This is a genomic window from Calothrix sp. CCY 0018, assembly GCF_963920925.1.
Classification (GTDB): domain Bacteria; phylum Cyanobacteriota; class Cyanobacteriia; order Cyanobacteriales; family Nostocaceae; genus Rivularia.
This window is the reverse complement of record NZ_CAWUDI010000004.1, coordinates 211,445-234,892: the sequence shown is the minus strand read 5'-3', so window position 1 is coordinate 234,892 and position 23,448 is coordinate 211,445. Positions and strand designations below refer to the sequence as shown.

Sequence of the window (23,448 nt, the reverse complement as noted above, 5' to 3'; positions counted from 1 at the left end):
ACTAACAACTAACAACTAACAACTAACAACTAACAACTAACAACTAACAACTAATAGAAAATATGCAAACTTTACCAAAAGAGCGTCGGTACGAAACCCTTTCATACTTACCACCTTTAAATGACGCTCAAATTACTCGTCAGATTCAATATATTTTAGATCAAGGTTATTTTCCTGCAATTGAATTTAACGAAATTTCCGAACCAACAGAAATGTATTGGACAATGTGGAAGCTACCTTTGTTCAATGCTAGAAGCCCCCAAGAAGTATTAGCTGAAGTTCAAGGTTGCCGCTCTCAGTTTCCTAACTGCTTCATTCGTGTAGTTGGTTTTGACAATGTTAAGCAATGTCAAATTCTGAGCTTCATCGTACACAAGCCCAATCAAGGTGGCGGTGGTTACAGATACTAAGGTTTGATTTTTGAAATTTAGCTAAAAGGTAGATATTTTCAGCCTTTTAGATATTTGATCAATTTTCCCTTCCTGCTATATGTAGGGAGGGAATTTTGGTTTTAATTGTAATAACCCAACATCATGACTGCGGACAAAAATTATTAATTGAAATAGAATAGCAAAACTGAATAGTTCATATGTCTAAGAAGGTAAAATATTGTATGCATTCCAATTTGAATCAGTTTGCTACTCAAATAAATCAAATTGATTTAGAGCAACCGCGAAATGAACACTTTTTTGCCTTGCCTACCCCATTCAGCAAGTGGCTAATTACAAATTTACTCAAAGGGAAAGAAGATAAGAACATCTTCATCTTGCTGGTGACAATAAATATTCTTTTGACAAGTGTACCTTTAGCTATTAGCTTGTACTTTTTAGAAGGTAGAATAAATAGCTTCTTGGTTTCTATCCTTGGTGCCGCTTATTTATATTTTCACCTATCAACATATGCCAGATCGTTTATTCTCGCCCTCCATTACTCAACTCATACTCCAATTTTCAATAAAAAATGGAGATTTTTAAAACATATAAATATTAGCTTTTTATGTAATTTATTTGGTATTCCACCTTGGATATATTTCTCCCATCATATTGCAATGCACCATTGCGAGAATAATACAACTCCTTACGATCTTAGCTCTACAATGCCTTATCAAAGAGATTCAAAATGGCACCATTTCTTATATATGCTGCGCTTTGCCGTCGCAATTTGGGTTGAATTGCCTTATATTCTCTTCCTCAAGAAACGTTATAAATTAGTGCTGCGATCTATATTGGGTGAGTCAATTTTTTTTGCTGTTATTTCTTTCTTTTTTACACAAAGTCCAATCGCTACTTTCTTTGTTTTCATCCTACCCTTGTTTGTGATTTCTTTTGCTATGATGCAAGGTAATTGGAAACAGCATATCTTTGTCGATCCAGAAGATCCAACGAATAACTATAAATCAACATTTACTTGCATCAATACCCCTACAAACTCACGAAACTTCAATGATGGCTATCACATTGAACATCATAAAAATCCTAGTGTTGCTTGGTATCGTCTTCCTGAATATTTTCAAAGTAATCTTCAGGAATATGTTGAAAATGATGCCTTTATTTTTACGGGAATTGGCTCGATGGAAGTAGGAAGTTTGGTTCTCAACGGACAGTTAGATACTCTAGCAGATTATTATCTTAATGTTGGACAAAAGCAACGAACTAAAACAGAATTAGTTACAGAATTTAAACGGCGGCTAATATGCATTAAATAATTAGTTTGTAGGTTGGGTTAGACACGAAAATAAATTTGATTTGTAACGATAAATGTTATTAACCGTGTCGTAACCCAACATATTTACTATGAACAAAATAAAATTATCTCAAATAAGAATACAAAATATTGTCAAATAACTCCGATAAAATGTTAGGTTACGGCATTATATCAATTCCGGTATTCAAAACCAATATTATAAGTGTGCCGTGAAGCTAACCTACAAACTAATGGGATTACCAAAGAAGGGAACAAGAAAAATAAATGTTGCTGATATTAACTATCGCCCTCATGTTTCATCAGATGGTAGTTACTTATGGCTGACTATTGCACGTGAAGAAGATACGGGACAAAGATTGATTGCTGGTTTTAGTTGTCTTAAATCTTACGTGCGCGATTCAGATGGAAATTGGTGTTGTATTGCTCAAAATCGTGTTATTAATCCTTCCTTAGTTCGCTCTGTAATTCTAACGGGGTTGGAAAAGGGGTGGAAAGCAGTAAAACCGAATACAGGAGTTTTTAATTTATTTGGTAATGTTAAAGATTTTCCAATTAGCGAGCCAGAAAATGTAGAAGGTGTTTTACTTCAGGAAATTGCTCTTGAGATAGTTTGCGATCTTCTATTCGATATCAGTATGGATGGAGAATGGCGCTCGCGATTATTTCATGCTCAAGCAGGAAAAACGTTTCGAGATTCCTTTGAAAAACGAATATGATTTAAAATTCGCCGCTTTTAACGATGGCTGGACATCTAATAGTAAATTTTGGGTAATCGCTATTGAGTCGCAAGATTTCCCAGCAATTGTTGAATATACATACAATGGTGATTGTTAAGATGGTAAGGAAAGATAGTTTGTAGGTTGGGTTAGACACGAGAATCAATTTGTTTTCTAACTAAAATATATTAATCGTGTCGTAACCCAACATCATGACTGAGGGCAATTAAAAATTAGTTTCAAAATAACAACGATAAAATGTTGAGTTACGGCACAAGAACAATTCTGGTATTTAAAATAAATATTATAAACGTGCCGTGAAGCTAACCTACGAATTGATCGTTGATAATTGATAACTGATTCGCCGTTGCGTTAAGATTCAAGCAGCGCAAGCATTCCCCGTAAAATCTACCTCATGCTCGAAACCCTGCAAACTCAACTTTATCAATTAGAACAATTTGCGAATACCCTTGTTTCTAACCAATTAACTCACCTCAGTATCTTGAGCATCGGCATTATTTTTCTGGCTGGATTGCTTACTAGTCTTACTCCTTGTATGCTTTCAATGCTGCCGATTACTATTGGTTATATCGGCGGTTATGAAGCGAAAAGCCGAGTACAAGCAGCCGCACAATCTACTTGGTTTGCTTTGGGATTGGCTACTACTCTTGCAGGACTTGGTATTATAGCAGCAACGGTAGGAAAAGTGTACGGCCAAATTGGTATTGGTTTACCTATTGTTGTTAGCATCATTGCAATTTTGATGGGATTAAATCTACTCGAAGCTTTACCTTTACAGCTTCCTGATTGGGGTGGCACCGAATGGATTTCCCAAGAATTACCCCAGAGCGTGAGAGCATATTGTATAGGTTTGAGTTTTGGTTTGGTGGCTTCTCCTTGCAGCACTCCTGTTTTAGCAAGTTTGTTGGGATGGGTTGCCAGTACAAAGGATTTAATTTTAGGTGCTGCTTTGCTGCTTTCCTATACAGCAGGTTATGTCACACCATTGATTTTGGCGGGCACTTTTACTGCTTCAATTAAAAAGATTATCGAAATACGTCGTTTTTCTGGTTGGATAAATCCCGTAAGCGGCGCGTTATTAGTTGGATTTGGCGTATTTTCATTGATTTCTCGCATCCCCTTGTAGAGACGTAGCAGTGCTACGTCTCAAACAATGTGAAACCACAACTTAATATTTTGATTAAATAGCTTAGATATAAAGTTAATCCAAAATCTAAAATCCAAAATTAATTAAATGTCTTTAGAAGAATCTTCAACAAAATCCCCGTTAACAGCATTTACGAGCTTTATTCGTAAAGAGTTTCTACCAGTACTCACAGATTTACGATTGGCGATTATTTTGCTGTTGGCGATCGCTCTATTTAGTATTGCTGGTACGGTTATTGAGCAAGGGCAATCTGTCGCTTTTTATCAAGAAAATTATCCCGAAAGTCCGGCTTTATTTGGCTTTCTCACCTGGAAAGTGGTGATAATTGCGGGTTTAGATCGGGTTTATCGTACCTGGTGGTTTCTATCTTTACTTATCTTATTCGGCACAAGTTTAACGGCTTGTACTTTTACCCGTCAACTTCCAGCATTAAAAGCTGCTCGTCGTTGGAAGTTTTTCGATCAACCCCGAAGATTTCAAAAGTTAGCTTTAAGTGCCGAATTTGATGTTGAAAAAGACAATTTTACGTCTATTCAAAATCTTACCGAAATTCTGCAACAGCGCCGCTACAAAGTTTTTCAAGAAGATACAGATAAACTTTATGCTCGTAAGGGAATCATCGGTAAAATTGGCCCAATAATAGTTCACATCGGTATCGTAGTTATTTTACTTGGTTCAATTTTGGGCGCGATGACTGGGTTTATGGCTCAAGAAATGGTTGCTAGTGGCGATACTTTCCAAGTTAAAAATATCATAGATGCCGGACCTTGGGCAGCGCCGCAAATTACTAATGATTGGGCTGTGAAGGTAAATCGCTTCTGGATTGACTATAGCTCAAGTGGTGGTATCGATCAGTTTTACTCGGATATGTCGGTATTAGATAAAGAAGGGAAAGAAATTGACAAAGATACAATTTACGTTAACCATCCCTTGCGACATAAAGGAGTTACTCTTTATCAAACAGATTGGGGAATTGCAGCAGTAAAAGTAAGAGTTAATAAAAGTCCGATTTTTCGACTTCCGATGGCTTTACTTGATACCGGAGGAAAAGGAAGACTTTGGGGAACTTGGATTCCCACCAAACCAGATTTAAGTGAAGGTGTTTCTTTATTAGCTAAAGACTTACAGGGAACCGTATTAATTTACGATGCTACAGGTAAGCTAGTTAATACCGTCCGCGAAGGAATGTCCGCTGAAGTAAACGGCGTTACCTTGAAAATATTAGAGGTCGTTGGTTCTACGGGATTGCAAATTAAAGCAGACCCAGGTATACCAGTAGTTTATGCTGGATTTGCCTTGTTAATGATGGGAGTAGTAATGAGTTACTTTTCTCACTCCCAAGTGTGGGTATTGCAGCAAGAAAGTAATTTGTATGTTGGTGGTAAAACCAATCGCGCCCAAGTTGCTTTTGAAGGGGAGATGGTAGAGATTTTTGAACAAGTGAATTCTCAATCAAAAGGTGAATCTACGAAGTCTTTGGTTTCGATATAGATTGGGAATAGACATCTCCGGAAATGAAAAAAACCCCTCTCCATGAACGCGGAGCGTTTTCTCGTAGAGTACCTCTCCCCCACAGGGAGAGAGGCTTTAAAACCCCACTTCCCTTGTAGGGAAGGGGGGTAGGGGGGTTAGGTCTATGTATAAAATTAAACTACCTAAATGTTTTCCGGAGATGTCTAATTGGGCATTGGTAAACTATTTTTTTTGGAACTATAGCTTATGGCATTATCTATTCAGCCAACGTCAGTACTCACCTTAGAAGAATTTTTACAATTACCAGAAACAAAACCGGCAAGTGAGTATATTGATGGGACAATCTACCAAAAACCGATGCCACAGGGAAAACATAGCAGATTACAAACTTGTTTATCTACTAACATCAATCAAGCAGGAGAATCTCAAAAATTAGCATTAGCACTGACTGAGTTACGCTGTACTTTGAATGGCAAAGAATTCCTCTGGATGAAAAGAATCAAATTGCTAATAAATTTGAAATAGCTCCCGATTGGGTAATTGAAATTTTGTCACCAAAACAATCAGCGAGCAAAGTTATTCGTAAAATTACATTTTGCATAAAAAATGGGACTAAATTAGGCTATTTTGTTGATGCTGAGGATGAATCAATTACAGTTTTTCAACCAAATCAATTACCAGAGGTTAAAGATAGTCTTGATATTCTACCCATGTTAGATGTTTTGAAAGATTGGCAACTGACTGTTGAAGATGTATTTAATTGGTTGAATTTTTCTAAATAAATGTTCGACAACTTGTTTTTTGCTAATTATCTTTTTTACGTTCTTTTCTTATCTGAGTACATCTTGGGTTATTATCAAACATATGTCTAGCCCAATGCTCGCAGTTATAGCTTAATTTATTCTACACTCTTGTTTCGTGCGCTCGCCATTCTTTGATACGTTGCTCGACTTGATTAAAAGAAATATTATCGGGTAAATGTTCTTTGACAATCCACTCCATAGAATAGTTTACTTCATGAACATAGCCAAATCCCTTCTCTACAAGAGGATTTCGAGCTTTTACTGTGGCTCCGGTGAAGAAGTGAGCTACTCTAAACCCTTGCTGGCTAGGAATAATAATACCGTAATGTTGGTAAGCCCTATCTTGTTCATCTTTACAATTAACAGCAACAAGACTACCAACTTTTATTGTTTCACCGTTATTATCAGTAACATCGGGCATTTTATCCAAAAGTGCAAAGTAATTTGACAATGCCAGTAATTGAAATTCAGTCGTCTTAAATAATGCTTCTGTCCACTTTGGATCTGATTCTGGAATTAATTCGATAATGCGATCGAAAATCTCCTTTGGCTTTTTCATGTGGTTGACAAGAGTTTTTAAAGAGTGAAAGTGTTGGTTTGTATTGGCTCGATGAAAATCTGTATCAATATCTATATCCAAACAGCCAGCAGCACGGGTACAAGTATCTAAAATTTCTTTATCTCTTGTGTGTCGCGCAATTTGGCTTAACTCATGGTGAATTACTCCGTTATGAAGATGCTCTTGTATTTCTGCGAACAAATGTAGAACTTTCCCTGGATGCGATTTTGATTTTCTTGCCATAAGTTGAAGCTAAATGTTTGTTTATATTTTTATAAGTAAAAAAAGAATGTCAAATCCCCTCAGCGATATTCTGAGAGGATTTACGTTAATTTAGATTATTTATTTTTTTGATTTAAACACGTCTTGAAATCTGTTTTTTTGCTCCTTTTCCATTTCGTCAACTAAAGAAGATGAAATAATCGGAGCTATCTTCCAAAACCTACCGCTAAGGTTGCTACTGGCTTGTTTGTCAGTTTGGCTGCTTTGTGGATTAGACATGGACATAATAAGTTATTTCCTGTTTTGATTAAAAAGTTTTGCTAATTACTTTTTTAATGCAAAACAGAAAACATTTAACACTGGAGAATTACAGAAATTCAGATGAAGATTTTACGATCAGTTTTGCGTGTTAAATAGGCATGGGGCATTGAGAAATTGATATCAACAGAAGTTCTCAGCAATCAATTTTGTGGGTAAATATAGTTTGAAAGTATGGTGTTTAAACTGTAAGAAACCATATTTCTGGTAAAACTTAACTGCATTATCATCTATTGCTTCTACTACTACAGCTAACGATGCAATCTGCGTGGTAGCTTCTAATACTCTTTGTAAAGCGTCAACCAAAATTAATTCGCCTATACCTTTTCCTTGATATGCTTTAGTAACGGCAAGACGACCTAATAAAGTTGCAGGTAGCAAAGGATAGCGAGGTACAGTTTTTGCAAAGCTCTCACTTAAACTAGAAACATCTACCGTATACGCGGAAAGTGTATAGTAAGCGATAATATCGACATTCGGAGAATCAATTAAAACGAAAATAGTAGAAACGTTTTTCTTAAGGTCTTGAGATGCTTGTTTTTTAATATAGTTATCTAAGCTATCGTTTCCACAAACAAATGCCGAACGGTTATGCTTCTTTTTATCGAGCAATTCAATCGTTAATGGCATTATTGTTAATTATTTGCTGGTAACGTAAAGTTGCTTCCTTCAAAGCATCGGAAGGTTGAGGTGGATTTAAAATTGCTTCTACAAAAGATAAAGCATCTTGTTCACTCAGTTTCAACGTTTGATGTTGCTCGATAACTTTATAAGCAGCAGTTTGAACGCTAGCAATAACAAAATCTGTTAAAGTAACTCCCTGTAAATCAGCAGCTTTCTGCCATAAAGCTTTTATTTCTGGATTAACGCGAGCTTCTAAGCGAGCCGTCGTTTTTGGAACATTAGTGCTACTCATAAAATATATAGACAAGAGTTGACTTTTTTATTATATACGGCAAAATGCCGTATTCCTTTAATCAAATTGTAGTATTTTACGGAATTATCGAAACAGCAACAACCCAAATTGAAAGAAGACGTAGCACTGCTACGTCTCTACATTAGTTATATGTATTTTTTTAAGTGTAAAATCAAGACTTTTTATAGCAAGAAATGGAAGGAGACACAAAAAAGAAGATAGATAACTCCTAACTCCTCACTATGCCCTATGCCCTATGCCCAATCCCCAATTCCCTATTTTGTATGACTAACTTCAACAACAGTATGCACGTTACCGCGCGGTGTAAAGTCAGCTTTGACGGTAATTTCTAAAGGGTCACAAGCTGCAACAATATCATCTAAAATTTGATTGGCTGATTCTTCGTGGGAAATATATTTTTCCCTGTAACTATTGATGTAAAGCTTGATTGCCTTCAATTCGACAACTTTTTCATCGGGAACGTAATTTACATAAATAGTTGCAAAATCGGGATAGCCAGAAAACGGACACTTACAGGTAAATTCCGGCAAAGTAATACTAATATTGTATCTTCTTCCCACACGCGGATTTGGAAAAGTAATTAACTTTCCTTCCGAAATCTCGCGTTCGCCATATTTTACTTCAGTACTTGTATCTGTCATTTATATTTAACAATAATTAATAATTTAAATTGGGCATTGGGCATCGATCCGCAATATCCAATCCTTAAATTTACCTAAATCTCTTATAATTCTCAACTGCTAACTGTTCACTGTTAACTGCTCACTGACTACTTTCCTTCCCAATCGGGACAGTTTTCGTCTTCGTATCCTGAAGGGTGCATACCGCAGACTAGTAAATTACCGTTGTATACTTGTCCGTGATAGTTACTACAACCCATACAGGCTGGGTTTTGTTCTGCTGTGGGTTCAACGGGATAAGGAAAATGACCGCTCATATCATCTCCTAAAACATCTTCAAAATCCCAATAAACTTCTAAAAATGGTTCTGCTAAATCCTGTAAATATTGATCTACCTCAGTAAGTAACGAACTTTGAACCTGTTCGCTAAGTTCTTCAGTCATTTCAATAAAACTATCTACTACTTCCGTCATTCCCACGAAGAAGCGTTCTACTTCCTCCGATACTGATTTTACTGCGTCCGAAAAATCTTTTTGCCACTCATCCATAAAAAATAGTCCTCACTTTCTTCATAATAGGACATTTACTTCAACGTTTTTACTACGTCTTCCGGAGGGTGGCAATTAACAATAACCATTTAGCACTTAAAAAACATTTGGGGAAATGCTTGATATTGCGCGGGTTTAATATACTAAAAGTACACCCCAAGGGATATTCTATAATAATAATTCTAGAATGTCTGTTAATAATTTCTAGGAAATTACTTACTTTTAGTTAATGGTGCGCTACCGCCATTAATTATTTATCGCGCTGCAACCGACGCAATTCTTCTTGCATCCGCTTAACTTGATCGCGTAATTTGTCAACGTCTTGGGGCTGGGCTTCCTTTTCGGTGGGTTCATCCCCATCATCCAAAATTTCTATGCGACGGGGTTCGGTGCGAGTTGTAGTTTCGCCGCTGCCAACATTACCAGTTTGCGCTTGTTTCATCATGTCTTCCACAAACTTACGAGCTTCTTCTGAGTTCATTTCGCCCTTCGCAACCATTTCGTCTGCTAGTTTTTGGGCTTGCGATCGCAACTCGGCTAAAGTTCCACCTGCTTTTTCGCTAGCGTAAGAAGCTAACCCAACACCAAGGTAAAATGCTTTTTTAGCAATATCTCCGAAACCAGGCATTATATGAGAATTCTCTATAAAAACTAGGACAGCCCGGAGACTACGCCTACTGTAAGCATCCCGTATTGCTGCTACCTTCCGGTCCTGACAAAATTTGGGCGTTGCAGTTGCATAGATCCGAGCCTAGAAACTAATATAGCATTGATTTGTTTAAATGTGTAAGGTGCTGGAATGATTTTTTTAGTTAATCAATAGTTAATCAACTAGAAGTCGCCATTCGTATAGCTTATAGTCAACACAATTATTTTCAATCAAAGGGTCGCGCGATACAATAGTTTGGGCTTCATCCATCGAAGCGGCTTCAAATAGCAACATTCCGCCACCATATTGCGCCCAATAGCCCGTTTTTGCGTTGTGTCCCTTGTTTTTCAATTCTTCCACATAAGCTTTGTGAGCGGGGACATATTTATCGAAAGTCGATTTATCAACTTTTCCTTCTTCGATTTTCACAAACCACGGCATTTGATTTTATTTCCTTTTTTTTACCGATTCGAGCCGTAAGGTCCCTGACTTGGCTGCATGGGGATATAAGACTCGGCTAGCATTTGCTAGGTTAATTTATGCTTGTATGGTAGCATAAAATATATGTTAATTTTAGAAGCAAAGATATACGGAAAACAGGCTCAATATGATGCGATGGATGAAGCTATAAGAACGGCACAATTCATACGCAATAAAGCATTGCGCTATTGGATGGACAATAAAAACGTAGGGAAGTATCAGTTAAGCGCATACACAAAAGTATTAGCAGAATCGTTTTCCTTCGCTGATAAGTTAAATTCAATGGCAAGACAAAGTAGTGCAGATAGAGCTTGGGCTGCAATATCTCGTTTTTATCAAAACTGTAAAAAAAACATTTCTGGCAAGAAGGGTTTTCCTAAATTTAAGAAACATTCTCGTTCAGTCGAATATAAGACTTCAGGGTGGAAGTTATCCCAGAACAGAAAGAAAATAACTTTCACTGACAAAAATAATATTGGTCAGGTCAAACTTAAAGGTACTCGCGATTTGAATTGGTACGATATCAAACAAATTAAGCGAGTCCGAATAGTTAAACGTGCCGATGGTTATTATTGTCAGTTCTTAGTCAATGTAGACAATCGTCTTAGAATTGAGCTATCTTATTCAGAAATCGGTTTAGACGTGGGTTTGAACAACTTTTATACTGACGACAAGGGTAATGAAATCGAAAATCCTCGCTTTTATCGAAAAGGAGAAAAAGCTCTCAATCGATTAAACAGAAGTAAGTCCAAAAAGTATAATAAAGTTGCAAAACCGCAGTCAAAAAATTATCATAAAGCTAGAAAAAGATATGCCTTGAAGCATCTTAAGATAAGTAGGCAACGTAAAGATCATGCCGTGAAGTTGGCACGATGCGTAATCACATCTAACGATGTAGTCGCCTATGAAGACTTAAGAATTGCCAATATGGTAAAAAATCACAATTTAGCAAAGTCAATAACTGATGCTGGTTGGTACCAGTTTAGAGTTTGGTTAGAGTATTTTGGGTACAAATTTGGCAAAATTACAGTTGCCGTACCACCCCAATATACTTCTGCTAACTGTTCTGAGTGTGGTGCAAAAGTCAAAAAAGCTTTAAGCACCAGAACTCATAAGTGCAAATGTGGCTGTATTTTGGACAGAGATGAAAACGCAGCTCGAAATATTCTTTCAATCGGATTAAGTACGATAGGGCATATCGGATCTCAAGCTTGGGGAGACGAAACCTCTATCTTGACTGATGAAAATCTGTCAGGGTAAGTTTTTTCTATGAGCCAAGAATCCCCTGCATTCATGGGTGGGGAATGTCAATAGTAGGGTAAATATAGATAAAGTACTTCAACATTACGATGGGGTTTTATATGGCTATTTTACGACTTGAAGACGATACTACATACACTCAACTAAGTGATATTCAACGCGAACTTACTCCTCTAAATATCCAGATTAATACTTGGAAAATAGGAAACGAGCCACAACTTAATGCTTTATTGGCTCAAGATATGCTTAGCGATGGGGAAAAAGTAACCGTACTTAAAGGGCTTGATAAATACTTTGAAGAATTAGCTACAACTGCTGGGTATAAAGAGCGTGACTTAGTTGTGCTGCATTCAAGCGTCCCCAAACTGGATGCTATGCTATCAAAATTTGACAAAACCCATACTCATGCCGACCCCGAAGTACGCTACATTATTGCTGGTGAGGGAATTTTTGGGTTTGTACGTCCCGACGGTAGCCAGGTAGAATTAACAGTGCAACCCGAAGATTATATTAATGTACCTTCCGGTGTCGAACATTGGTTTTATTTGACATCATCACGCTCTATTAAAGCTGTACGCTACTTCACAACTACAGAAGGTTGGGTACCCGATTACACCGATACGGAAATTCGCTTACGTCGCGATCGCGTAGTACAGTAGATTGGCGAACGCCACGGCTTCGCCGAACGCCACGGCTTTTCCGAACGACATTTAGCTAAAATCTAAAATCTAAAATCTAAAATCCTATGAGTATCGATCCATGTCCTACTCTTATTGCTGCTGCTCGTCAATTCTACCAGATGGGTTGGATGATAGGTACTGCTGGCAATCTTTCGGCAAGAATATCAGATAACAACTTCTGGATTACTGGCAGTGGGTGTCCGAAAAACCAGTTGACTGCTGATGACTTTGTTCTTATGACTTTAAATAGTGATAAGGGCGAATTTAATTCAACTCCGACGCAATCTGATTCTCAAAAACGCCCATCAGCTGAGACGAGCATTCACGCAGCAATTTATAGTTTATTTCCAGATACCCAAGTTTGCTACCACGTACATTCGATTGAAAACAACTTGGTTACTCGTTTTACGAAGAGTGATGCTCTACCTTTGCCACCTTTGGAAATGATTAAAGGTTTGGGAATCTGGGAAGAAAATCCACAAGTGACAATGCCAATATTCACAAATCATTCAGAAGTATCCCGGATTGCTTCGGAGATTTATACTCGCTTTAAAGATACAAAACCCCAAGTGCCAGCTTTGCTAATTCGCGATCATGGAGTTACCGTATGGGCTGATTCACTTGAACGTGCAAGCAACTATTTAGAGGTAGTGGAGTATATTTTTCGCTATATGATTGCAAGTCAAAAAGTAGGCATGGAAATTAGTTAAATTTAACAGTTAAATTCAACAAATACAATTCCAAATATGACAATTACTTACCAAGGCAATCAAATAAAAGTTATTCTGACAGACATTGAAGGAACTACAACCGATATTAGTTTTGTACATAACGTTCTTTTTCCTTATTCAGCAAAACATTTATCTAGTTGGGTACGGAATAACTTAGAATTGTCGATTACTCAAGATATACTGCAACAGGTTAGAGAAATTACTGGCAAATCAAATCTTGATATGGAAGGCTGTATTAGTCAATTGATGAGTTGGCAAGCTGAAGACAAGAAAATTACTCCGTTAAAAACTCTACAAGGTTTAATTTGGCAACAAGGATACGATAAAGGTGAGTTAAAAGCTCATGTTTATCCGGATGCTGTTGAATATCTTAAAAACTGGTATGATACAGGTTTGACATTAGCCGTGTATTCTTCCGGTTCAATTGCGGCTCAAAAACTATTGTTTAGAAACACTTCTGACGGAGATTTAACTTCATTCTTTTCTGCTTACTTTGATACTACCAGCGGAAGTAAGGTAGAAAGTCAATCCTATGTTGCGATCGCGCAAGAGTTATCTGTACTCCCACAGGAAATTTTGTTCCTTTCTGACTCTTTGAAAGAATTAGTTGCGGCTAGTGAAGCTAATTTAAACGTTTGTGGATTAAATCGAGAAGCAGCAGGTGTAGATGATAACTTTACCTATGTCAAGAATTTTTCTCAAATTCCGATGAAATTTTAATCGAAAATGCTTGAGAAAACTGTATTATTAAATTGATTTTCAATGCTGTAATTTTTACAAATAAGATTTATATAAAGCCGGCTTTTTCTCAATAAAAATACGGATATTTGCTTTGTTCGGGTGATATGAAATACTTTTAAGATTCAAGAAATTCGTAGGTTGGGTTAGACACCAAAATCAATATTGGTTGTGATGAAAATTTAGCAATGGTGTCGTAACCCAACATCAATATTTTAGATAAATAAAAATATAACTCAGATTTACAATTATTGATTGTGTTGGGTTACGACGCTATATAAATTCTTAACTCAAACCCTAAATGATAAAAGCGTCTAACCCAACCTACAATTCCTCTTTACCTCTTTTCTCTGCGTACTCTGTGTTCTCTGCGGTTTTTTTATCTTAATAATTTCCTGTGACAACCGAATTAATGATTTTCAAACTTTTGCTACGGGTGTTTCATCAACTCCCTGCAATTGTTTTGTTTCAACTTTCTTTTTACCGGAATAATCCCGCAACAATCCCATTAATGCCGGAACTATGGTAGGTGTAAGAATCGTAGAAAATGCCAAACCTCCGGTTAATACAATTCCCAATCCTTGATATAACTCGGCTCCTTTCCCTGGAATTACTGCTAATGGTAACATTCCTAATACACTGGTTCCTGCTGACATGAAAATTGGTCGCAATCGATCTTTTACTGCTAAATAAAGGGAGTCGTCGTAGCTTTTTCCTTCTTGTTGCAGTTGTAATGACCTATCTACTAATAATATTGCGTTGTTAACTACTACTCCGGTTAAAATTACAAATCCTAATCCGGTTATCATGTCTAAGGGAACTAATACACCGGGAATTGAATTGGCGAGGATTAAACTTAATAATGCTCCTGATATTCCTAAAGGTACTGTTGCCATGATTAACATGGGCAAAGAAAAGGAACGATATAAGGCAACTAAGAGTAAATAAGTAATTACCAAAGATAAAACGAAACTGGAACCTAATTGTAGTAAAGTTTCTGATAGGACATCTGCTGAGCCAGCTAATTCTGCTCGAAATCCCGTTGGTAAGTTTTCGCGTAAGGGTTCTAATATTTGCTGTTCGGTTAAGTCGATTAATGCTCCTAATGGTGCAACTCTTGCGACTCTTATAGTAAGAGTTATTGACCGTTCTAAGTCTACATGATTAATGGCATCTGGGCCAGTTGCTTCTACAACTTCGGCTACGTCGGCTAATTGTACTTGTCTGCCGTTACCGATATTTAATGGTAGTTGTCGTAATTGTTCTGGTGTTTCAACTGATGTATTTTGTAATTCTACGGTTACATCTAATTCTCGTTTACCATCTGTAAATTCGGAAGCTCGCAAACCTCCTAAAGCTGCTTCGACAATTGAACCAAGTTCGGCTTCTGATAATCCAACTTCTGCTAATCTGACTCTATTAGGAATAACTTGTAATTCTGGCGCTCCGGTGACAAAATTAGAGCGGACGTTTTCTACTCCTTCTAATCCTCGTAGTTGCTCCATTACCTGTTGTTGGAGTTGATTTAATTGTTCTAAGTCTTGTCCAACAATATTAACTTCAAATTCTTTACCTGGATCTTGGAAGATGGAAACTCTTCGGGGTATTAAAAAACGATATCCGGGAAACTTATTGCTCTGCTCGCGAAATCTATCTACTATTTCATCAAGTTTATTTCCGGTTGCTTCTTCCGACTTTACAAAAGCGGCGATCGCTCTTAATCCACTTCGATGAACGTAAAGGCTACGCATGATTTCGGGTTGTTCGCTAACAAAATCTCTGGCTCCCTGAGAAAGTTTAATTGCTTCGGGAATACTAGTACCGGGGAATGGTTCTGCAAGCCATAATATTAAGTTGCGATTTCCTTCGGGAAGGTAGTCTGCTGGGGGTAATAATTGAACGCTGATAAATAGTAATGTGATGGGAATTGCTAGTACTATTAAACGTCTGCCTTTTCTTCCGGCTCCGATTGACCAATTTACGGTAGCTAGTAAGAAGTTTTCAAATTTTCTTTGGAAGAAGAGGAATAGATGGGATATTTTTGTGATTAGATTTTGTAAAAGATTATTAACCGCAGAGAACCAATTCCGGAAAAACCTCACCCCGTCCTGACGGACACCCCTCTCCTTATTAAGGAGAGGGGAAGGGGGTGAGGTAATAGTTTGCTGATTACCCATTCCTTGAAGAATTCTTTGTGCTTCTGCTTGGTTGAGAAATAACCCGGAGAGCATGGGCACTAAGGTTAATGCTGCAAATAAGGAGAATAATACTGATGCGGAAAGTCCAATTCCAATATCAAAAAATAATTGTCCGGCTTCACCCTTTACTAAAACAATCGGAGCAAATACAGCAACGGTGGTTAAAGTGGAAGCTAACATTGCACCACCAACTTCTTCTGTTCCCTCGATGGCTGCTTTTACTGGTGATTTACCCATTTGCATATGAGTAAAAACATTTTCCAAAACCACGATCGCATTATCAACTACCATCCCCACAGCAAAAGCCAAACTCGCTAAACTAATTACGTTTAAAGAACGTCCTAAAGCTGCAAATACAATAAATACTGTAATTAAAGTTGTAGGAATCGTAATCGCAATAACTGCAACCGTTCGTAAAGAACCAAGAAATAGTAATAAAATGAATGCTGCCAAAACAGCACCCACGATCAAATTCCCCTGTACAAAAGAAATCGATTGATTAATATAGTCATTTTCATCATAGGGAATATCAAAAGTAATACCTTCCCCTTCCCTGTCAAATCGTTTTTCTAAATCTACCAAAGCTTGACGAATACCTTTGGAAATTTCCGGTACGTTGGCATTTGGTTGACGAACAATTCCCACTGCTACCGCTGGTTTATTATCTCGAATTAAAGCTCTATCTTGAATCTTTCTTCCCATTTGTGCTGTAGCGACATCTCGTAAATAAACCGTTCCCGATTCATCTCGACGTAACACAAAATCTTCTAATTGTTTAACATCAGTCGAACGACTTACAGTACGAACTCGATACTCCCTTCTTCCTAAAATTAATGGCCCACCACGAATATCTCTGTTGTTACTTCGCAAGGCATTTACAACATCACCAATAGTTAAATTCCTATCCGCTAAAGCTTTAGGATTAACAACTACCTCAACTTCCCTTTCCCTACCACCAGAAATCAGAAATTGTCCCACACCTTGAACTTGGCGAAACCTGGGAACAATTACATCATCAACCAAATCCCGATAATGTTCGTCATTTGGCGTAAATCCCTCCTTAGCAACCAAAATCGTCCACATCATCGGACTACTGCTGCCGCTGACAATCTCCACATCAGATTCCCCAGCTTCTGGCGGTAAAGCTTCAACCTGCCCTATCTTATTTAAAACATCCACTAACCGTCTATCAATATTGCTATCCCAATTAAATTCGAGATTAATAGTACTGATACCAGAAGCACTACTGCTAGTAACTTCCTGAATTCCCTGCACCTCCTCCAAACGTTCCTCAATCGGACGAGTAATTAATTCTTCTACTTCATTTGGGCTAGCACCAGAATAAGAAGTACTAATTGTGATTTCCGGGCGATCGCCACCAGGGCGCAATTCCAAAGGTAGACTAAATAAAGATAGAACGCCGAATAAAGCTAAAATACAGAATAGAACAAAAGTTCCATGTCGCCAACGGACGGCAGTTTTAATTAAACTCATGATGATTAGTTAGGAGTTAGTTATTAATAAGATTGATAACTGATAACTGTTAACTGCTCACTGCTCGCTGTTAACTGATAACTGTTTTCCCATTTTTACCGTCAAAAATTCATCTTTATCTCGCAATAAAAACAAAGCAATTAATCCACCTAAAGCGGGTACGGCAGCCCAGAATAATGTATTTGGACTTTCATAGGGATTAAATAATTGTTTATAAGTTGATAACACAGAAACAATATGCATTCCTAAGATTGCTCCGTAAGTCCAGGTTTTAAATAAACCCACCAAGAAAGCAATCACAAATAAAGTTTGAATTGCACCTGCAACGTAGGAAAATACAGGAGATACTTCCATCATATAGAACTTAGAAAATATACCTTGAGTTGATTCCGGCTGAATTATTTTTCGTAATGACCAAACTAAAAAAAACATTGCTGTAGAAATGCGGATGATGGCTAAACTGGTTTGAAGTTTTCTTTCGTCTGTCATGGTTTTTCTGTTTTTGAAACGCAAAGGTACGAGTACGGTTTTCGCAAAGGTACGCAAAGGAGGAATAAGGAGAGAAAGATTATAAGAACAATTACCTTTAACCCATTACCTTTACCTTTGCTTTATCTTTCAAACCATCCCCACCACGCAATACAACTTTTTGTCCTGGTTGTAATTCGTTACCGGAAATGGCTACTTGTTGTCCCATATCTGCAACCATTTCTACTTCCATTTGTTTGATGCTACCGTTATCTACAGCAAATACTAACCACTTATCTTCTTTTCTGGTTAATGCATCGCGAGATACTACAAACCCCTCGGTATTCCCTGCCAATTGCAAGTTTGCGGAAATTGCCATTCCGGGTAATAATCCTTGTGGTGGGTTGTCCAATCTTACCCGCACTCGCTGCCTTCTTGATGCTGCTTCTGCTGTCGGTACAACCCCCGATATCGTGGCGTTTCCTTTCCATTGCGGTAATGCGCGAGCGGTTAATTCTACTCTTGTTCCAGGTTTTACCCTACCGCTTAATTGTTCTGGTAATTCTAAGAAAATATCGAGTTTATCTCCGGCAACCAAAGTAATTATCTCGCCACCGTTTTGTAAGTAGTCACCAGGGCTAACTTGTCTTTGTAAAACAACACCACCGGAATTAGCTTTAATACCAGTACGCTGTATTTGTAATTTTGCTTGATTCACCACTGACATTGCTGCTGCAACATTAGCTTTTTGCGCGTCGATTACTTCACGGGTAAAACCAGCTTTTGCTTCTGCTAACTCTGCTTGTGCTTCTAATCTTTCTCCTCGGGCATTGTCTACACCCGCTCTTGCTTCTACCAATAATCGTTGCGCGATCGCACCTTCTCTTACCAATTTCGTGCGTCTGCTCAAATTATCTACCGCTTCTGCTTCTCTGGCTCTTGCAGCACTCACCGCAGCTTCTCTTTGAGCGATAATTTCCGGGCGGGTGCCTACTTCTAATCTTGCTAATTCGCTTCTTTGTTGAGCAAGTCGGGCTTGTGCTTGGGAAAGCGCTAGTTGTTGCTCAGCCGAGTCAAGTACTGCGATCGTCATTCCCGGTGTCACTCTATCACCCGCTTGTACCAGCATTTGCTTGACTACACCAGCAGTTTGAGCGCGGATAGTGGCTTGCTGTGGCGATTCCACTTGTCCTAATAATTGTACTGTCCTAGTGCCATTTCCCCTCGAAAGAGTTGTAACTTCTACAGCACGAGGTGGTGCCGCTTTGACTGCTGCTGTTGCTGGTTTCTCAGCTTCTTGACTGGGATTAAATATTCTAAAAAATGCTATACCGTTGATACCAATCGAAATTAATAATAATAACGCCAACCAAGGCTTCCGTTGATTTTTCTCTACATCTATTGCGGAAGTATTTATATCTTGCTTTTCTAAGCTATGCTGCAAATTATGTTCTAAATTCGCTTTTAATTCTGTCTCTGAAACTGTATTTGGTGGCTGCAATTCACTCATGATTTTTTCGGATATTTGAGTTATGATTTGGCTTAATATTTGAAAACAATATGCATACCAGTTGGTATGTTAATAGTTAATTTTTTTGTTTTTCTTACTGTTTTCCGTTCCCCATTCCCTTTTTTATTCCGATACACCTAATATTTTTAATAATCCTGGTTTCAAATCAGTTTTAATAAACTCCAAATCATTTTTAACTCTACCTATAGTCAAAACACCTTGTACAAATACATACATATATCGAGCAATGTCCGCTGCATCTAAATCCTTGTCTACTATACCCTCTCGTTGAGCATCCACAACAAGGGAAGTAAAATATTTAGTCATGCGCTCAGTAATCTCCACAGAAATGCTTTTAATTTTATCTTCGCTGGTACTTTGCCCAGTAGAGATAAATGGACAGCCAAGCACCCGTCCGGTTTGAGCGTGTTTTTCTGCCTGCATGGATATTATCAGGTCACAGTAATAATCAACTCTTTCTAAAGATGTATTTTGCGGAGAAAACACGCGGTCAAAACTATTTCTAACGTTTAGCCACCGTGCTTCTAATCCTGCTGCTGCTAGATCGGACTTTGATTTAAAGTAGTGATAAAAAGCACCTTTAGTAACTCCTGATTGCGTGCAAATCTGGACAATTCCCACGCAATCGTAATTATTCTCCCAGATTAAATCCAAAGCAGTTTCTAGAAGCTTTTGTTTAGTTTCTCTATGCTCTACAACAGTTGCCATAATTAAACGAATATATATGATTATCTATCATACATACCAGTATGGATGTTGGCAAATTTTGTTAGTGGTTGGTGGTTGCTCGATAAAGAAAAATCAACAACTATCAACTTTCACCCGGAGGGTGTGGATCATCAACTAACTCGACAATAAGTTTTTAGGAACGTTTTCCGGTACTGTCCATTGGTAAATGGTATAGGTGCCACCATTTTTACCTTTTACTTGCTCGACACGTTCGGGTTTCCATTCTCCCATGTCAAAAGCGTGTGAAACGATGCGGGTACCGGGTTTGAGTTCTTGCAATAACTTTGGTCGTAATTTCAAGTTAACTTCGGGTAATAAATAAAGTGTTACAACCGTTGCATCGCTTAAATCTGTTTTAAATAAATCTTGCTGCAAAAAATTTACTCTATCGCTGACACCGGCTTCTTTTGCATTATTTTGGCTTTTTTGGACTAATGCTGGATTGATTTCGACACCAGTGGCTTTTTTAGCGTTGTATTTTTTCACGGCAGTAATGGGAATGCGTCCATCACCGCTACCTAAATCGTAGACAATATCATTACTAGAAACCTTAGCCATTGTCAGCATTTGCTCGACAACTTCAGTCGCCGTCGGTACATAAGGTACATCTGCACGCGGTGTTTCTGAGGTAATTACTGATGGTGTATCGGCTTGTAATGTAGAGTTTGATTCGGCTTGAACATTCTGTTTGCTACAGCCAATCGTCAAGAAAGTAGTAACACCCAAACCAATAACAACTAAAGTTTTGATACGTTCTACAATCATCATATTTTCTCCTTAATTAAAAAACGCCACCAGCAAACCACAGCCCAATTACCACAATCGGATTACCAGCATTTGCTGCAACCAGAGTAGGAGTTTCAAAAATACCCGCTCCGATAACAATCCCCACAATTATTGCAACAGCATCAATTAATCCCAAAGCAACTTGCGGTTGAGAAGCCTGTTTTTGCGATAATTTGAGCGATACGGTTCGTTTATCTCTTGATTTACTCATGTTAGTACCATCCTTTGATGAGAAAATTTATGATACTAACAGCCATATTTCAGTCTCGGGACTGATGAAAAAATTCTTCCTCTTCTTCCATAGCAAGAGTGGATTCATTACTCTGTTACCCTGAATTCAATTGTGTAAACAATCCCATACAAATGTGACACAGAAATGACAATATGAAAAAATTGTTAAGGGAATTGGGGATTGGGCATTGGGGATTGGGAATTGGTAAATAGTTAGGAGTTAAAACTATAATTGTTCGCTGTTAATTGATAACTGCTCACTGCTAACTGAAAATGCTCTACTTCATCGCATTACTACCACCGCAGGATATTCAAGATTATGCTACCCAGATTAAGCAGCATTTTGCTGACAACTACGATAGCAAGCACGCTTTCAAATCGCCACCACATATTACTTTGCAACCTCCTTTTGAATGGGATACGAATAAATTAACCGCCTTGGAAGAATGTTTGCAGAAGTTTGTTATGGGACGAAATTCAATCCCAATCATCCTCGATGGTTATAATGCATTTGTTCCTCGGGTTATATATATTGATGTAGTTAAAACTCCAGAGTTGATAAATTTGCAAATTGATTTAATAAATTATTTAGAAACTAATTTAGGGATAGTTGACAAAATTGGAAAATCTCGCGGTTTTACTCCTCACATGACGGTTGCTTTTAAGGATTTGAAGAAAAGTAATTTTAAAGCAGCTTGGGCGGAGTTTGAAAACCGGGAATTGCATTTCGAGTTCAACGCTGAAAAGTTGACGCTGTTAAAACATGAAAATAAGAAATGGAATATTACAAAAGAGTTGGAATTTGTATAAAAAATACATAGAAACGCCGCTGAATAATCCTTATACTACCACTGCGTAATCCAGTTAAGTTTTTACAAAGAGATAAGTTTCATGCAACCAGAAACAAAGCAAGCGTATCAACAGAAAGTAAAAGCTCAACTTGATAACCTCAATGCTCAAATCGATCGAATGAAGGCAAAAGCTGCTGAAGCTAATGCTGATGCTGCAATTGAGTACAATAAAATGATCGAAGATTTATCTGGCAAGCGCAATGAAGCACAAGCTAAGTTAGATGAAATTGGCAAAGCTTCTGAAGATGCTTGGCAAGATTTGAAAGTAGGCTTTGAAAGTGCTTGGAATGATTTGAATGTTGCTTTTAAGAGTGCAATGGATAAGTTTCAGTAATTTTGTTCTTCTTCAACTCATCATCATAACTAATATAGAGACTGGGTGTATTCCTACGTCTCTCTTTTTTACAAGTACGACTTAATTTTCTTTTAGAGCAGTAAGCAATAAGACGAAATGCTAAAAATACGCACTTCATGAAAACTTTACAAAAAGAAGCTTTGTATAAACTTTTTGTAAATGTAAATAAAATTACTGATGAAGATATTTAAGTTAGTATTATTACTAAGGTAATTGCTCAAATACCGGAACCTATGACTAAGACTTAGTATAAATACTGTTTTATTGTTTGCAAGTAAATTAGAGGAAAATGACCGATCGTGTTGATTACGCTGTCTCGGTAATTATCTTTGTTCATAATGGTGGCACTAGTTTTTGTCACTGTTTATTTAAGCAGCTTGGTGGTGTTCTGTATTTTTAGTAATTGCTTCAGTCTTTAGTCTGCTGCTATTAAGATTTAATCTACTTATTTATCGCTTTTTCTATCAAAAGCATGGTTTTTGGGTTGCTTTAAGAGTTATTTTCTGACATTAATGTTCTTCAATTTATTGTGAATTCGCGTTTATATTAGGGACTAGTAAACACTGTTGGAATGAATTATTTACATCCACAGTTATCGTTCAGTTTACCAGCATGAATCAAAAATAAGTATGACGCTGGAGAAACGAATCTAAATAGATTTTAAGTTATCTTTATTTAATCGGTTAATACTGGGTGTAATCTACCACTGTTGTACTTAATAAAGTTACAAAAACACCTAGATGTCAAAAAAAAAGAAGCCCAATTCTGTTGTAGTTATTAGGGCTGCTCCGCTTGGATTAACTGCTGCTTACGAATTGGTTAAAAAAGGTATTCAACCGATTGTTTTAGAACAAGCAGACAAGGTAGGTGGAATTTCTCGTACCGAAACCTATAAAGCTTATTACTTTGATATTGGCGGACATAGATTGTTTACCAAAGTTGCAGAAGTACAACAATTGTGGAATGAGGTATTGGGAGATAAATTAATTAAAATACCGCGTTTGTCTGGTATCTACTACCAAGGCAAGTTTTTTCAATATCCTCGAAGAGTTTACAACTAAGTAAAAAAAAGACGACCTAATTTTATTGAAATAAATTTTTATCAGGTGCATCTATTAATACAAACTTCATCTTTTTTCTACCAATGGAAATATCAAAATCTCGTAATTTCAAATTTAAAATATTCTTTTTGTTAGCGA

At 37.4% G+C, this 23,448-nt stretch carries 25 protein-coding genes, 1 other RNA gene and 2 pseudogenes; 13 read left to right on the top strand and 15 right to left on the bottom strand.

The window, feature by feature from the left end; genetic code table 11:
• Window positions 1–62: 62 nt before the first annotated feature.
• The 6 genes and pseudogenes from ACM03V_RS04905 (at window position 63) to ACM03V_RS04880 (ending at window position 5,843) form a co-directional block, all read left to right on the top strand.
• Window positions 63–410: a ribulose bisphosphate carboxylase small subunit gene (locus tag ACM03V_RS04905; RefSeq protein ID WP_414619633.1), complete on the top strand. Its 348-nt coding sequence runs from the start codon at window positions 63–65 to the stop codon at window positions 408–410.
• 203 nt (window positions 411–613) lie between these two features.
• Window positions 614–1,705 carry a fatty acid desaturase family protein gene (locus tag ACM03V_RS04900; protein ID WP_414619632.1) on the top strand — a complete coding sequence of 364 codons (1,092 nt, stop codon included), beginning with the start codon at window positions 614–616 and terminating at the stop codon, window positions 1,703–1,705.
• Window positions 1,706–1,934: 229 nt separating this feature from the next.
• On the top strand, window positions 1,935–2,420 hold the full coding sequence (locus ACM03V_RS04895; protein ID WP_414619631.1) for a hypothetical protein: 486 nt from the start codon (window positions 1,935–1,937) through the stop codon (window positions 2,418–2,420).
• 415 nt (window positions 2,421–2,835) lie between these two features.
• Complete coding sequence (locus ACM03V_RS04890) at window positions 2,836–3,567, top strand: cytochrome c biogenesis protein CcdA (protein WP_414619630.1); 732 nt, start codon at window positions 2,836–2,838, stop codon at window positions 3,565–3,567.
• A 108-nt stretch (window positions 3,568–3,675) separates the two neighbouring features.
• Complete coding sequence (locus ACM03V_RS04885) at window positions 3,676–5,079, top strand: cytochrome c biogenesis protein (RefSeq protein WP_414619629.1); 1,404 nt, start codon at window positions 3,676–3,678, stop codon at window positions 5,077–5,079.
• Window positions 5,080–5,307: 228 nt separating this feature from the next.
• Window positions 5,308–5,843: pseudogene (locus tag ACM03V_RS04880) on the top strand (Uma2 family endonuclease).
• A gap of 121 nt (window positions 5,844–5,964) precedes the next feature.
• Here the strand turns inward: ACM03V_RS04880 and ACM03V_RS04875 are convergent.
• From ACM03V_RS04875 to ACM03V_RS04835, 9 genes are all read right to left on the bottom strand, one after another.
• A complete protein-coding gene (locus ACM03V_RS04875) occupies window positions 5,965–6,666 on the bottom strand; it encodes a hypothetical protein (protein ID WP_414619628.1) in 702 nt (233 codons plus the stop codon).
• Between the two features lie 99 nt (window positions 6,667–6,765).
• On the bottom strand, window positions 6,766–6,924 hold the full coding sequence (locus tag ACM03V_RS04870) for a hypothetical protein (RefSeq protein ID WP_414619627.1): 159 nt from the start codon (window positions 6,922–6,924) through the stop codon (window positions 6,766–6,768).
• 162 nt (window positions 6,925–7,086) lie between these two features.
• The gene (locus tag ACM03V_RS04865) at window positions 7,087–7,593 is read right to left on the bottom strand and encodes a GNAT family N-acetyltransferase (RefSeq protein WP_414619626.1); all 507 of its coding nucleotides are present in this window, start codon (window positions 7,591–7,593) and stop codon (window positions 7,087–7,089) included.
• Window positions 7,577–7,879, bottom strand: coding sequence for a DUF1778 domain-containing protein (locus ACM03V_RS04860; protein WP_414619625.1), 303 nt, complete (start codon window positions 7,877–7,879; stop codon window positions 7,577–7,579). Before ACM03V_RS04860 ends, ACM03V_RS04865 begins: the two co-directional genes overlap by 17 nt.
• A gap of 275 nt (window positions 7,880–8,154) precedes the next feature.
• Window positions 8,155–8,541 (bottom strand): preQ(1) synthase, encoded by a 387-nt coding sequence (gene queF, locus ACM03V_RS04855; protein WP_414619624.1) that lies wholly within the window; start codon window positions 8,539–8,541, stop codon window positions 8,155–8,157.
• A gap of 128 nt (window positions 8,542–8,669) precedes the next feature.
• Window positions 8,670–9,068 carry a hypothetical protein gene (locus ACM03V_RS04850; RefSeq protein WP_414619623.1) on the bottom strand — a complete coding sequence of 133 codons (399 nt, stop codon included), beginning with the start codon at window positions 9,066–9,068 and terminating at the stop codon, window positions 8,670–8,672.
• 250 nt (window positions 9,069–9,318) lie between these two features.
• Entirely contained in the window at window positions 9,319–9,696 is a 378-nt protein-coding gene (locus ACM03V_RS04845; RefSeq protein ID WP_414619622.1) for a phasin family protein, read from the bottom strand.
• Between the two features lie 27 nt (window positions 9,697–9,723).
• An RNA gene (gene ffs, locus ACM03V_RS04840) (signal recognition particle sRNA small type) lies at window positions 9,724–9,820 on the bottom strand.
• A gap of 71 nt (window positions 9,821–9,891) precedes the next feature.
• Window positions 9,892–10,158, bottom strand: a complete 267-nt coding sequence (locus tag ACM03V_RS04835; RefSeq protein ID WP_414619621.1) for a YciI family protein — start codon at window positions 10,156–10,158, stop codon at window positions 9,892–9,894.
• A gap of 123 nt (window positions 10,159–10,281) precedes the next feature.
• On the opposite strand from ACM03V_RS04835, the gene ACM03V_RS04830 reads away from it, so the two are divergent.
• The 4 genes from ACM03V_RS04830 to mtnC all read left to right on the top strand — a co-directional run bounded on the left by ACM03V_RS04830 (window position 10,282) and on the right by mtnC (window position 13,588).
• A complete protein-coding gene (locus ACM03V_RS04830) occupies window positions 10,282–11,457 on the top strand; it encodes an RNA-guided endonuclease InsQ/TnpB family protein (protein ID WP_414619620.1) in 1,176 nt (391 codons plus the stop codon).
• A 101-nt stretch (window positions 11,458–11,558) separates the two neighbouring features.
• Entirely contained in the window at window positions 11,559–12,116 is a 558-nt protein-coding gene (locus ACM03V_RS04825; protein WP_414619619.1) for a 1,2-dihydroxy-3-keto-5-methylthiopentene dioxygenase, read from the top strand.
• A gap of 86 nt (window positions 12,117–12,202) precedes the next feature.
• Entirely contained in the window at window positions 12,203–12,847 is a 645-nt protein-coding gene (gene mtnB, locus ACM03V_RS04820) for a methylthioribulose 1-phosphate dehydratase (protein WP_414619618.1), read from the top strand.
• A gap of 36 nt (window positions 12,848–12,883) precedes the next feature.
• On the top strand, window positions 12,884–13,588 hold the full coding sequence (mtnC, locus tag ACM03V_RS04815; RefSeq protein ID WP_414619617.1) for an acireductone synthase: 705 nt from the start codon (window positions 12,884–12,886) through the stop codon (window positions 13,586–13,588).
• A gap of 437 nt (window positions 13,589–14,025) precedes the next feature.
• On the opposite strand, the gene ACM03V_RS04810 is transcribed toward mtnC, so the two are convergent.
• The 6 genes and pseudogenes from ACM03V_RS04810 to ACM03V_RS04785 all read right to left on the bottom strand — a co-directional run.
• Complete coding sequence (locus ACM03V_RS04810; RefSeq protein ID WP_414619616.1) at window positions 14,026–17,298, bottom strand: efflux RND transporter permease subunit; 3,273 nt, start codon at window positions 17,296–17,298, stop codon at window positions 14,026–14,028.
• Window positions 17,299–17,355: 57 nt separating this feature from the next.
• Window positions 17,356–17,787: a DoxX family membrane protein gene (locus ACM03V_RS04805; RefSeq protein WP_414619615.1), complete on the bottom strand. Its 432-nt coding sequence runs from the start codon at window positions 17,785–17,787 to the stop codon at window positions 17,356–17,358.
• Between the two features lie 97 nt (window positions 17,788–17,884).
• A complete protein-coding gene (locus ACM03V_RS04800) occupies window positions 17,885–19,276 on the bottom strand; it encodes an efflux RND transporter periplasmic adaptor subunit (RefSeq protein WP_414619614.1) in 1,392 nt (463 codons plus the stop codon).
• 123 nt (window positions 19,277–19,399) lie between these two features.
• The gene (locus tag ACM03V_RS04795; RefSeq protein WP_414619613.1) at window positions 19,400–20,005 is read right to left on the bottom strand and encodes a TetR/AcrR family transcriptional regulator; all 606 of its coding nucleotides are present in this window, start codon (window positions 20,003–20,005) and stop codon (window positions 19,400–19,402) included.
• 135 nt (window positions 20,006–20,140) lie between these two features.
• Window positions 20,141–20,791: a class I SAM-dependent methyltransferase gene (locus ACM03V_RS04790; RefSeq protein WP_414619638.1), complete on the bottom strand. Its 651-nt coding sequence runs from the start codon at window positions 20,789–20,791 to the stop codon at window positions 20,141–20,143.
• A gap of 25 nt (window positions 20,792–20,816) precedes the next feature.
• Window positions 20,817–21,023 (bottom strand): annotated as a pseudogene (locus ACM03V_RS04785) (amino acid permease); the annotation flags it as partial.
• Between the two features lie 293 nt (window positions 21,024–21,316).
• Here ACM03V_RS04785 and ACM03V_RS04780 point away from each other — a divergent pair.
• The 3 genes from ACM03V_RS04780 to ACM03V_RS04770 all read left to right on the top strand — a co-directional run bounded on the left by ACM03V_RS04780 (window position 21,317) and on the right by ACM03V_RS04770 (window position 23,310).
• Complete coding sequence (locus ACM03V_RS04780; RefSeq protein WP_414619612.1) at window positions 21,317–21,853, top strand: 2'-5' RNA ligase family protein; 537 nt, start codon at window positions 21,317–21,319, stop codon at window positions 21,851–21,853.
• A gap of 81 nt (window positions 21,854–21,934) precedes the next feature.
• Complete coding sequence (locus ACM03V_RS04775) at window positions 21,935–22,228, top strand: hypothetical protein (RefSeq protein WP_414619611.1); 294 nt, start codon at window positions 21,935–21,937, stop codon at window positions 22,226–22,228.
• A gap of 761 nt (window positions 22,229–22,989) precedes the next feature.
• Window positions 22,990–23,310: an FAD-dependent oxidoreductase gene (locus ACM03V_RS04770; protein ID WP_414619610.1), complete on the top strand. Its 321-nt coding sequence runs from the start codon at window positions 22,990–22,992 to the stop codon at window positions 23,308–23,310.
• Window positions 23,311–23,448: the final 138 nt, after the last annotated feature.